General features: G+C 37.0%; 12 protein-coding genes and 1 pseudogene. 4 read left to right on the top strand and 9 right to left on the bottom strand.

The genetic code is table 11. The annotated features are described in order from the left end of the window. Positions 1 to 44 precede the first annotated feature (44 nt). Positions 45 to 290, top strand: coding sequence for a hypothetical protein (locus PN497_RS11165; protein WP_096567671.1), 246 nt, complete (start codon positions 45 to 47; stop codon positions 288 to 290). Between the two features lie 85 nt (positions 291 to 375). Here the strand turns inward: PN497_RS11165 and PN497_RS11160 are convergent, their stop codons facing one another. Both PN497_RS11160 and PN497_RS11155 read right to left on the bottom strand, forming a co-directional pair. Beyond that, entirely contained in the window at positions 376 to 957 is a 582-nt protein-coding gene (locus PN497_RS11160) for an ABC transporter permease (RefSeq protein WP_096567669.1), read from the bottom strand. Between the two features lie 351 nt (positions 958 to 1,308). Beyond that, entirely contained in the window at positions 1,309 to 1,884 is a 576-nt protein-coding gene (locus PN497_RS11155) for a TIGR04376 family protein (RefSeq protein WP_096567667.1), read from the bottom strand. 351 nt (positions 1,885 to 2,235) lie between these two features. Between PN497_RS11155 and PN497_RS11150 the strand changes: the two genes are divergently transcribed. Next, positions 2,236 to 2,430, top strand: coding sequence for a type II toxin-antitoxin system HicB family antitoxin (locus tag PN497_RS11150; protein ID WP_096567665.1), 195 nt, complete (start codon positions 2,236 to 2,238; stop codon positions 2,428 to 2,430). Positions 2,431 to 2,517: 87 nt separating this feature from the next. On the opposite strand, the gene PN497_RS11145 is transcribed toward PN497_RS11150, so the two are convergent. Both PN497_RS11145 and PN497_RS11140 read right to left on the bottom strand, forming a co-directional pair. After that, a complete protein-coding gene (locus tag PN497_RS11145; protein WP_096567663.1) occupies positions 2,518 to 3,342 on the bottom strand; it encodes a D-alanyl-D-alanine carboxypeptidase family protein in 825 nt (274 codons plus the stop codon). Positions 3,343 to 3,733: 391 nt separating this feature from the next. Continuing rightward, the gene (locus PN497_RS11140) at positions 3,734 to 4,459 is read right to left on the bottom strand and encodes a DUF3800 domain-containing protein (RefSeq protein WP_096567661.1); all 726 of its coding nucleotides are present in this window, start codon (positions 4,457 to 4,459) and stop codon (positions 3,734 to 3,736) included. Positions 4,460 to 4,714: 255 nt separating this feature from the next. On the opposite strand from PN497_RS11140, the gene mnmG reads away from it, so the two are divergent. Both mnmG and PN497_RS11130 read left to right on the top strand, forming a co-directional pair. After that, on the top strand, positions 4,715 to 6,652 hold the full coding sequence (gene mnmG / locus PN497_RS11135) for a tRNA uridine-5-carboxymethylaminomethyl(34) synthesis enzyme MnmG (protein ID WP_096567659.1): 1,938 nt from the start codon (positions 4,715 to 4,717) through the stop codon (positions 6,650 to 6,652). Positions 6,653 to 6,866: 214 nt separating this feature from the next. Then, entirely contained in the window at positions 6,867 to 8,129 is a 1,263-nt protein-coding gene (locus PN497_RS11130; RefSeq protein ID WP_272110138.1) for a hypothetical protein, read from the top strand. Positions 8,130 to 8,301: 172 nt separating this feature from the next. Here PN497_RS11130 and PN497_RS11125 read toward each other — a convergent pair whose 3' ends face one another. From PN497_RS11125 to PN497_RS11105, 5 genes and pseudogenes are all read right to left on the bottom strand, one after another. Then, positions 8,302 to 8,898, bottom strand: a complete 597-nt coding sequence (locus PN497_RS11125) for a hypothetical protein (protein ID WP_096567655.1) — start codon at positions 8,896 to 8,898, stop codon at positions 8,302 to 8,304. A gap of 86 nt (positions 8,899 to 8,984) precedes the next feature. After that, entirely contained in the window at positions 8,985 to 9,797 is an 813-nt protein-coding gene (locus tag PN497_RS11120; protein WP_096567654.1) for a hypothetical protein, read from the bottom strand. A 143-nt stretch (positions 9,798 to 9,940) separates the two neighbouring features. Continuing rightward, positions 9,941 to 10,792 carry a formyltetrahydrofolate deformylase gene (purU, locus tag PN497_RS11115; RefSeq protein WP_096567652.1) on the bottom strand — a complete coding sequence of 284 codons (852 nt, stop codon included), beginning with the start codon at positions 10,790 to 10,792 and terminating at the stop codon, positions 9,941 to 9,943. A gap of 138 nt (positions 10,793 to 10,930) precedes the next feature. After that, positions 10,931 to 11,695: a DUF4340 domain-containing protein gene (locus tag PN497_RS11110; protein ID WP_096567650.1), complete on the bottom strand. Its 765-nt coding sequence runs from the start codon at positions 11,693 to 11,695 to the stop codon at positions 10,931 to 10,933. A gap of 98 nt (positions 11,696 to 11,793) precedes the next feature. Further along, positions 11,794 to 12,149, bottom strand: a pseudogene (locus PN497_RS11105) (ABC transporter); the annotation flags it as partial.

Here is a 12,149-nt window from a genome sequence, read left to right as displayed (position 1 = left end):
CGTCAGCAGTTGTATATTAACTAAGAAATTTAGATATAATTTCCATGCTTCAGAGTTTGACTAAAAAACTACCAATATTAGTATCTTTTTGCTTAGTAAATAGCTATAACTTTTTACCTGCGATCGCTGTAGATGTTTGTGCAGAAAACCTAACTAAAGGAGAATATAAAATTACTAATAAAATTACTAATAAAATTACTAATAAAATTACTAATAAAATTACTAATAAAATTACTAATAAAATTAGCGATCGCTATCATGACTCAGATCGAAAACGAGATGTTCTTTAGGTGAACGTTCTGCCCAATAAAAATTAAGGTGGCAAGGTTCAATTCGGAGAAATAGATAATGAGTAAATAAATCAGTTATAATTAGTTATTCACTCTTAGAAGATTTACTTTTTTCGCCAACAATTTTGTAAAGAACACTACCAGTTAAGTCTAGCAGTTGATCGAGAAAAACACCAATAACAGCGATGTAGAGTAAAGCATCAATAATGTATCTTGGGTTGTTGGCTTTATAACCATTCCAAACTAAAAAGCCCAACCCTTTTGAACCTGCAAGCATTTCTGTAGCAATGACTGTAAACCAAGCTATCCACATACCTAGTCTTAAAGCTTTAAATATGTAATAAATAGCTACGCGAGAGTTATTATCTTGTTGACGAAATTTATGAATACCTGTGGCAGTTTCCACAATTATTGCCCAAAGAACACCAACAAAAACCACAAAAATAGCTGCGGTTTCATTTTCCTTAAATAAAATCAGCGCAATAGGTAAAAAGGCGATAGAAGGAATGCTATTTGGGATTTGGAATAACCGACTAAATAGCTGATAAACTATGCCATTAATACCAATAATAAAACCAACAAAGATACCTAAAATAACGGCGGGTATGTAACCTACAAATAACCGTTGTAAAGTGGCTACAATGTCTACTAAGATACTATTTTCCATTCCTCAGTTATGATTTGAAACGTCGTGAAGATGAATAAGTAGTAATGCTCAATACCTGTGGAAAGGAAACAGAAAAATCTGATAAAAACATCTAACTAATTACAGTAGGAGTCAGGGGTCAGCATTAAAACCAGCTTTGTGTATAGATTTCAATTTAAATTATGTACCTAATTGATCTGCGATCTGCTGTTAAATCTAATTTAGATCTAGTGAAAATCTTTCAAAAAATCAAGTTGTAATTTCTAAATTAAATATTTTTTCAAGAATTAAATTTTATGCTGTAAATTATCAAGAGTTAATAACATATTAAGGATGAAATTATAACATTTAAATTCCATCCTTTATGCTAAATCATTTACCCATGTTGCGTTTCATTTGTTCCAACTCATCTTGCGTTTCCCAACGACGAAACTTTTCTTCTAAATCATCAAACTGGCTAGAATAACTACTAGCTGGAGCTTGCCAAGTATTAGTTTCTAAACGTTGCTGAGTTTGGGCTTGTGCGCGTGCTTTTTGCGCTTCTGCTGCTTTTGCTTGGACTTCTTGACGACGCTGTTGAATTTTGCGTAGTAATTCTTGAGATTGGGTAATGCGTTCTTTTAAACCTTGCATTTGTCCCCATTTTTGATTTCCCTCCCGCAAAAGTGCGTCTTCTCTTGCTTGCGCTGGTATGGCTAAATCTTCTCTACCTGCGGACTTGGCTTTTTGGACACGGATATGCCAGCGTTGTATTTCCTGTGCTGTTTCTAGTATTTCATCTTGCGATCGCTTTTCCTGTAATTTTAAATCTGCAATCAATTTTAGTGTATCATCTTCTTGCTCTCGTAGCTGTTCTGACAGCATTTCTAACTCCAGATGGGGGTTATTTCGCAAAAATTCTTCTAAACGTGCTTCTAAAAACCGACTTAAATCATCAAATAAACCCACTGTGAGAACTCCAAATTAAAGTGGTGTGATTATTTTATTGTAATAATTATTATCTACAATGGCATTTACAAAAGCTATCAGTAATTAGTAATCAGCTATTCTCTAGATAGAGATTGAGTTAATAACAAGGATGCTCTCGGTTTGTCAAATTACACCAGTGTTAATAACAGCAATTTACAACCTATTATTGATGGTTTCAGGGTCTTGCTGATAGCTGAATGCTGACGATTAGTTTTACACTTTTATCCTATTTTGATCACAGTTTTCGCTAGTACAGTATCAAAGGATTCCTTTTAAACTTAATAAAGATTATAGAATTAGGAGTATAGCAGTTACCAGAAAATGTAGGATATGCGCTATCAAGTTAAGTTGAACAAAATAGATCAAGTCTATGCTATTTGGTGTCCTGCATTACCCGGATGCTGGACTGTAGGTGATACAGAACAGGAAGCATTAGAAAAAATAAAATATGTGATTAAAGACTACTTACAAGGATTTGATGAAATTGCTAAAAATGCCGATTTTTATTATATAGATGTACCGTGAAAATCTCATTGGTATTTTGATGTTTGAGTTATGTTTGAGTTATGTTTTAATTATGTTTTAATTATGTTTTAATTATGTTTTAATTACTTAAATTGGTGTCAACCAATAAGTAATACCGCTTATTATTTTTTCCTGTAAACCAAATTTTGGTAAACTCTCTTCATCCCAACCCAGATAAGTCCAGTGAGGTACATCTTTTGCAACAGTTTGAAACCAACCATTTTGGTTTAATGCTTCTCTTTGTTCTTGGTTAGATACTCTTAAATCAAGTGCTAAACCCCAGAGATGTTGTGAAGTTCCTGGAGGTGCAACTACACTGAGAATATTAGTTTCTTTTCCTTGTTTTACTTGTTCTAAAGTTTGGTTATTTGTATATTTCTGCCAAAATCGTAAATTGGTAGCAAAACTACGTGTACAATCACCAGAATAACCAGATTTTAAAGGTATATCTATGATATTTCTGGCTTGATTAAACGCATCTGCGGCGGCTTTTTGCAGGTAACATTCTTGTGTACCTTCAACTAGGGTTAGTTGTAGATTATCCTGAATTTGTTTAGTATCCTGTTCATTATCTACAATGACTTTTGGTGGCAGTTTAATTTCTGGATTTTGATTAATAAATATTGCACCATAGGCACGGAGTAAGATATATTCATAAGTATCAGATTGGGGAAGATTTTTTAGTTGGTAATTTATAGTATCTAAAAACTTTTTTTGTGCGTTTAATTGCTGATTTGGAATAAATGTTGATACTGATGACTCAGGATTATTTTTGCGGATTGTGATCAAATTCGGCGATGGTTGGTTATATCTAAGATAGAGAATAGTAAAGGTAGTAGAAAATAGGAAGATAATCAGAGTGATTAATGAAATTTGTATTAAATATTTTTTGGTTTTAGGTTTGAGTATCATAGTTGAATATATTTTTGATATTTATGATTTTATCCTATATCACAAATATGTTAGTCCAACATTAACTAAATTAGGATTGATTGATTTTTCAAAAAACTGTGCTATTATAGATATAGAGTATGGCAAGGTGTCCCGAACTGCACGGGAAGTTATGGCAAGGTTGAAATACCCTGCGCCTGTCATGTAGACAAGGTATCCCGAACTGCACGGGAAGTTATGGCAAGGTTGAAATACCCTGCGCCTGTCAAACCAGTTAAAGTTACGTGATCAGAAGATCATAATCATTTAATTAAAAACTAACCTCTAATTAACGCCCCTTTTTGGGTAGAGGCGATCTTGTAATCGTCTATTAAGGGATGAACCCACGACTATAATAGCCGTGGGTTCGCCATTAGATGTTATAGTTTTCAGGAATTTCCACTAAATGAATTTTTTCCTGAATAATATCAAAAGCTGTGAGAAATGCAAAATTGCGATTATCTTCCTGTATGTTTTGTGTTTTTAAACTAATCAAATAAGCAACATAATCTGCTAATTGTAGACCGACATAAAATCCTGAAGCACCTAACCAGGGTTGTTCTATAAAATTACAATCATATTTACATGAATTCAACCACCCCCTGTAAGCTCTAACTAAACGATCATCCTGTTTACTTGTGCTATGTGTTGAACGTGAATCTAAAAATAAAATTCCACTTTCATGGAATGATTTCAGAAAAATATCTAATCTGTCTAATAAGTTTTGGAAAGCAAATTGATAAAGTATAACATCATCCTTCATTGCTTCTCTATTTTCAAAGAGTAATTTTTTATTAACCACAACAGAGAGTATATGACATGGGATCTGATTTAAGGTTTCTGATATACATAAAAATGTACGCACGCGAGCTTCAAAATTCCAGCCTTTAAAGAGTTCCTTCCCTTTACAAAGATCGTGACCTTTTAACTCCCAATCTTCAGGTTCTTTCTTTTTCACGATACTTCGTTTTAGCTGAGAAATTTGTTCGTAATTTTTTGAGTAATTTGTTTCATGGATAGCAATACTAGCTAAAATAAAATAATTGGTTCTATCATCAGCAGCATAAGAGCCACTTTCATCAATATAAATTAGAAACATATTGGTGGTTAGAAAATACTAAAAACCCTACTTTCTGAATTTGACAGCAGCAGAAGTTTTTACAAAGTTGGTCAAAATATTTTACAACAGTATTTGCTAATATTATTAGACAAACATCCTGTAAATCCTTAAATCCTGTACTTCGACTTCGCTCAGTAACCAGACATCCTGATTCTGACAATTAACCAAAATATACGCTAAAATACCCACAGTAACTAACTTTTTAAACATTTAACTTTTAATTCCTAACTACTTATGACCATGCAAAATGCTGTTCAATTCCAAGACGCTTATGATGTGATTGTAGTGGGTGCAGGCCACGCCGGTTGTGAAGCAGCTTTAGCTACTGCCCGCCTCGGTTGTCGCACTCTGCTGTTAACCCTTAACCTGGATAAAATCGCTTGGCAACCTTGTAACCCCGCAGTCGGTGGACCTGCTAAGTCCCAACTTACCCACGAAGTAGATGCTTTGGGTGGGGAAATTGGGAAAATGGCCGATCGCACCTATTTACAAAAACGCATTCTCAACTCTTCTAGAGGTCCAGCAGTTTGGGCATTACGGGCGCAAACCGATAAGCGCGAATATGCAGCAGTCATGAAAGGAATTGTCGAAAATCAAGAAAATTTGACAATTCGTGAAGGCATGGTGACAGATTTAATCTTAGGAAAAAATGATGAAATAATAGGTGTAGAAACTTATTTTGGTGTCGCTTTTGAATGTAAATCCGTTATTTTAACCACTGGTACATTTTTAGGTGGGAGAATTTGGGTAGGTAATAAGTCAATGGAAGCTGGCCGCGCAGGTGAATTTGCGTCCGTAGGTTTAACAGACACCCTTAACCGCTTGGGTTTTGAAACCGGAAGATTAAAAACCGGTACACCTGCAAGGGTAGATAAGCGGTCTGTAGATTACAGTAAAATGGAACTGCAACCAGGAGATGAGGAAGTTCGCTGGTTTAGTTTTGACCCCCAAGCGTGGGTAGAACGGGAACAAATTCCCTGTCACATGACAAGAACTACTAAAGAAACCCATCGCTTAATTGAAGAAAACTTGCATCTATCCCCGGTTTATGGTGGATGGGTTGATGCCAAGGGTCCCCGTTATTGTCCGAGTATTGAAGATAAGATAGTCCGCTTTGCAGATAAAGAAAGTCATCAAATCTTCATTGAACCAGAAGGACGAGATATACCAGAATTATACATTCAAGGTTTTTCCACTGGTTTACCGGAAAATTTGCAAATCCTGATGCTGCGGAGTCTTCCCGGTTTGGAAAACTGCTTTATGTTGCGTCCTGCCTATGCTGTAGAGTACGATTATTTACCTGCAACCCAGTGTTATCCCTCATTGATGACCAAGAAAGTAGAAGGGTTGTTTTGTGCAGGACAAATTAACGGTACAACCGGTTATGAAGAAGCTGCTGCCCAGGGTTTAGTAGCGGGTGTAAATGCGGTGCGGTTTGTGCGGGGGCAGGAAATGATTATTTTCCCACGTGAACAAAGTTACATCGGGACTTTAGTTGATGACCTGTGTACCAAGGATTTGCGTGAACCTTACCGTATGCTTACGAGTCGTTCAGAGTATCGTTTATTGCTGCGTTCAGATAATGCCGATCAACGGATGACACCATTAGGGCGGGAAATTGGTTTAATTGATGACAGACGGTGGGATTTATTTACGAGAAAACAAGAGCAAATTATAGCCGAAAAAGAAAGACTGCATTCGACTAGAATTAAAGAGCATGAAGACATAGGGAGAGCGATCGCCCAAGAAACTCAACAAGCAATCAAAGGTTCAATCACCCTCGCTGACCTGCTACGTCGTCCGGGAATACACTATGTAGATTTAGAAAGATACGCACTAGGTAACGCCAGTCTCAACCAAGCGGAAAAAGAAGGGGCGGAAATAGATATCAAGTATTCTGGATATTTAGCCAGACAGCAAAACCAAATTGAGCAAATAGCTCGTCAAGCCAATCGAACATTGCCAGCAGATTTAGATTATGCAGCAATTGATACCCTTTCCAAAGAAGCCAGAGAAAAGCTGGCGAAAGTAAGACCCTTGACAATTGGGCAAGCAGCAAGAATTGGTGGTGTTAATCCTGCGGATATCAATGCTCTGTTAATTTATTTAGAAATCCGTAAAAACAAGGAGCAGAATGAGTTTTCCTTATTAGCAGATACAAAAATTCATTAAGGATGGGTATAGTATAGGGTGGGGGATCAGTATGATGGACTACAGAGATTTTTGAAGTAAAATTCTGAATCATTTATAAATCACAGTAAAATTTAATACCACTGCCAAATTACTGCCAAATTACTGCCAAATTAAGGTTAGTGGTGTAATTTAAAGAAAGTGATTTCCCGGACATCATTGGGTTTCCTTTCCCTTTCTAGCAGCCACAAAGAAAATGTCTATGATAACAGAAGCCAGCACCCATCTAATGATTTCTGAAGCACTAGAAGACTTACTCCCCAGTGAAGCCCTGTCGATAGAGACTTACGCTGAAGGCTTGATAGATGAACTCTTCACCGATATCGACAACATACTAGATTGTGGTAGAAAGCGCCCTGCTAAAACCATCAGAACAGAATATGTGCCACATAAGCAAACAGTGGCGGTGAAGATGCAAGAAGTTGTTTTGACACAGACAGTACACCGAGCAACCAAAGCGATCGCGCCCATCCAAAAGCCGCAACCAAGTACACTGGTTTTAAATCCTCCCTCTGTCACTGCAATTAGGAAAAGAAATCAAAAGCACAGCGGTGGATTAGGCAACCTGCTCGTGTTAGGCTTAACCTTGAGTGTGGCAATGGTTGGTTCAGTCTACCTAGCACAGCCGACATTATTCACCAATATCACTGCCCAATTTACTCCACACATACCACCAACAGATCAGGTAAAATCACCAGTACCTGTACAACCAGATCCTCATGGTGAATTAGTTAATTATATGTTGCAGGCTTTGGCAGTGATAGACCAGCAAGGCTCTAGCAATGATCAAACACCTGCTAAATCTGGGTTACGTGATGTTAATCCCCAGCAAACAAACGCTTTGCCTTTGCCCAGTAACCAACCTATTGGCACTTTACCCCTACCAGTGGCTGCTAACAATGCCCCACCTGCTCCCAGTCGAGTGACAAATGTGGTAGAGAGAATATATGTTCATGTTCCTGTTTATCAAGCACCTCCAGCTATACGCCCATTACCAGAAGTTTCCCCAATGTCAGCGCAGGTATCACCACCTGGGTTTGTCAAAGATTCCCCTAGTAATGTGCAACAAGCAACCAAGCCCCTAACAGCAAAAAATTCACCGACAACTGTGAAGCGGGCAGATGCTTCTAAGCTACCAGCTACAGCACCACCAAAACTACCTGCGGCGATCGCAACTGCATCATTACCGAAACCAGAAACATTACCAACTACACCCACAACTACACCCACAACTACCCAACAGGTGTATTTACCCGCCTATTCAGCCGAGTTGGAAGGATTGTTAGAGTTAGGTAGCAAATCTGCGGCTTTGTTCAAAATTGATGGTGTGACTCGCCGGATTAACCTGGGAGAAAATATTGGTGCTACTGGTTGGACGCTAGTAGACGTAAGTAACGGTGAGGCAATTATCCGCCGTAATGGTGAGGTGCGCTCAATTTATACAGGTCAAAAGTTGTGACAGATAACAAGAGACCTGTCCTGGGAGCAGTTACCTGATATAGTTGAACAAAAAATGCTGAATCTTGCAAGAGGAAGAACAGCCTGGCGCAGAACTATTGTTTCAAACCAAAACATATTTGACTGGAGTAAGCATTGACATTAATTGACAAATGTCAACAGTAAGTATCAAGTTAATGCTTATTCACACTAGCCTCAAGAGTTTTTACCTGAGTTTGTAATTCTTCTACTACTTGTAAATGCGATCGCTCTAATAAATAACCAGCCCAAACAAAGCTGCCAGTTAACACTGTCACTACTACCACTAAAACACCAGTTAACAACTTAACTTGAGAGCGAAGCTGTTTGACTTCATACATCTGATTTTGAGCTTGATCAAGAGAATTTAATTTAGTCCGTTGGTCTTCTACTACTATCTCTACTTTTGGGGTTTCAACTTTTTTAAACTGAATTTGGCTTCGCAACCAATCTGTGATCAATTTAGGGCAATTCTTCTTAAACCATTGCCAAGCAATCATTCTGAATGCAGGTTTAGACATTTTGGAAATCCATTTCAGGGTTCTATTGAGAGTGCGAGACTGGAACTTTTGGTTAATCAAATTAGTTGACCCAGCATCATAGAGACAATTCAAGATCAGCTTAACTGTTGCTTCCTCTCTGTAAACCATATTTTCCAACAAAAGCAGGACATCTTGTATCAGTTGTTCTTCTCTTTCGGCTTCTGTAGGCAATTTTGTTAAATCACTTGATGGAGGCAATTGTTTAGACATATTAACTGTATAAATTCTTAATTTTTCATTAGTGCTTTCCTTTAACTATACTGACATCAGAAAGTATTTGCTATTTCCTGGATACGTTAAGATTCAATTTCTTCACAATGGATTAATAAACGTTCCAAACCTTCAGCCAAAGAAATCAAATCTTGCCAAGAGGAACCATTGACTAGATTTTGAGCGTGTGCTAAACGGTTCCGCAAATTTTCAGCAGATTTGAGAAAGCGTTCACCAGATCGTTTTGACTTTAACCCCAATTTATCAAACAGTTCAGGTTGATTTAATACCAATTCCCGCTTGTCGCAAAATTGCAGATAATCTAATAAATCTGTGGCTTCATTTCTTTCTTGACTTTCACGCCATAATTTTTGAGCAGCTTCTAAGCGGTCAGGTTTAAGAACTTTTTGCCATGAATCTTGGGGATAATACAGCCGCACCAGTCGTAACAAATTCATTTCTAGCAGCGTTACCAACCCAAACAGCAACATTCTGACTGGTGCTTTCTGCAAATCACCACAAGTAATAATGCCACTAACATTATTACAGTCTAATACAAATAATCTGGATTTTTGTTGCAGAATTGGCAACAACTTCATCAAGGGTGTAGACATAGCAATGAGTTCTTGAGGATGAAACACTTGTTGATAGTCGCTGCATTTTCCCGATTGGTTTTCTCGTAAATTTTCTCTTAAAGTAGAACGTTCTACATAACCTGTAATACTATCTTCTGTTTCCACTCCGACGACATCAAAATCCTGCAACTCCATCCAATTTATAATTTCTCTCATATCTGCATCAGCTTTGACGGCTTTGAGAGGTTCGGCTACATATTCTATGGTAATACTGTTCTCAAATAAGCTGCGTAAATCTTGAGAACGTGACTTTAGCTGTTTCATTTGTCGTTAACAATAAGACTTGAAACTAGTATTTCATGAAAGTCTGCATTTTGACTGTTAACGATATTGCAGGAGTCGTAGGGGCAGTCAGGAGTCAGGAGTCAGGAGTCAGGAGTCAGGAGTCAGGAGTAAAACTCTGTTATTTATTCAAAAACTACGGTTTTATTACCATAGACTAAAACGCGATTTTGTAAATGCGATCGCACTCCCCTAGCTAAAACAATTCTCTCTAAATCTTTACCTTTTCTAATCAAATCATCTACATTATCCCGGTGACTTACCCTAACTACATCCTGTTCAATAATTGGACCACAATCTAAATCAACAGTTGCATAATGGGCAGTTGCGCCAATAATCTTTACACCTCTTTCAAAAGCTCGATGATAGGGATTCGCACCAATAAATGCGGGTAAAAATGAGTGATGAATATTAATTATTTGCGGGAATTGCTGAATAAAATTATCAGTTATTATCTGCATATATTTAGCCAAAACTACCAAATCAATATTGTAGTGACGCAGTAATTCTAATTGCTTTATTTCCTGTTCTTGTTTATTATCTTTAGTAATGGGAATGTGATGATAATCAATACCAAATTGTGCTGCAACTTCCTGTAAATGGGGATGATTACTAATAATTAAAGGTATGTCTGCATTAAATTCCTGTGCCTTTTGCCGCCAAATTAAATCTAATAAACAATGGTCTTGACGACTTACCCAAATTGCAATTCTGGGAACAGTATCAGAAAAATGTAATTCCCATTTAGCGCCTAAAGGTTGGGCGATCGCATTAAAAGCAGCACCAATTAAATCCCTTGGTAAATTAAAACCATCCAACAGCCATTCTATACGAGTGAGAAATAAACCAGCTTCAAAATCTGTATGTTGATCAGCATCAATAATATTACCACCATTAGCATAAATAAAATTAGCAAATTTTGCGACTAATCCTTTTTGATCAGGGCAAGAAATCAGTAAAGTTGCTGTTGGGTTCATTTTAGTTGATAATTGATAATTGATAATTATGAATTATTACCTATTTCCTACTCCCTATTCCCTATTCCCTCCCTAAACAAATAGATATGGCTTCGCCACGTTACCGCGAACAGAAACCAAACCGGATTCCTATATTAATTATTTAGTATGGGCAGGATTAGGATCTATGGGTATTGGTACAAGGTCTAATTTAGTATCTTGTTCAGCTTGTTTAGCACCTTCCTCACTGGGTTGTTTACCAGATTTTTCAGTGTTTTGTTCATTAGGTTTGTTAGCAGATGCTTGAGATATTTCTTGCCATTCTGATAATTCCCGATTGACAGCATTAGCGAAATCTTTAGAAACTAATAAAACCTGAGTATTTCCATTATTGTCGATCACAGGATCAGCTTGGGCGTATAAGAAAGTATTGTTAAAATTAGGTTTCCCTAAAATTACTTGATGCGTTTTTTGATTTTTCAGTTTAATATCAATAGTCGCTTGAGGTTTATCTAAACCAAATTCACTCAATTGATTAGGTGAAATTGATACACTACTTTCACTTTTACCTTTAACCAATAAATCCGTTAAATAAGAAACTATAGCCTCTTTTGCTGGTTCTGGGTTAGGAGATTTTGGTAATTTAATTGACCATTTTGGCGCTTCTAGTTTCTGACTCCGTTCTAAATTTAAAGTGTAGTCCTTCGTTTTAATATCTATAGATTGAACATCCTCAACATTAAATGAGAAAATCTGTTGTTTAGTGGTCTGAGTTTGTTGATTTTGCTGATTTACCTGATTTATTTTATTGAGGTGATTTTGTGCAAATTGTTGTGGTTGATTTTTCCGTCTAATTTCATCAAAATAGACAAAACCACTTAAACCCAAGGCTAAAATTACTAAAGTTAAAGTTGTGCGTTTCATTTGGAAATAGGTGACAGGTGACAGGTGACAGAGAAGAGGAAGCAGGTGAAACAGGTAGATAAATTCATAATTATCAATTATCAATTATCAATTATCAATTATCTTCTTTTCCACCAAATAATAGCGCCAGTAGCTAAACCAATGAAAGGTAAAAGCAACAAAGAAGAAATACTTAATAAATTTGCTTTTGCAGTTGACATGGTGATGCGGCGATTTGTTTGTTCTTTGGGACGAATTGAAAGCGGTTGTTGATCTTCTTGACTTAACCAAGTTACTGAGTTGAGAAATACATCTCCATTTAATTGTTGCTGAAATAAACCATCTCTAGCAAAATCTGAGTTTCCAAACACTACTAAGCGAGATTCTTTGCTGTGATTTTGAGAATTTTCCTCAGTTGGGGAAGCGGTAGGTGTGGGGGTAGGTGTGGGAGATGGGGAAGCGGTAGGTGTGGGGG

Origin of the sequence: Sphaerospermopsis kisseleviana CS-549 (genome assembly GCF_028329225.1) — a bacterium.
Classification (GTDB): Bacteria; Cyanobacteriota; Cyanobacteriia; order Cyanobacteriales; family Nostocaceae; genus Sphaerospermopsis; species Sphaerospermopsis kisseleviana.
The sequence above is the reverse complement of the archived record's forward strand: the minus strand, read 5'-3'. Positions and strand labels throughout refer to the sequence as shown.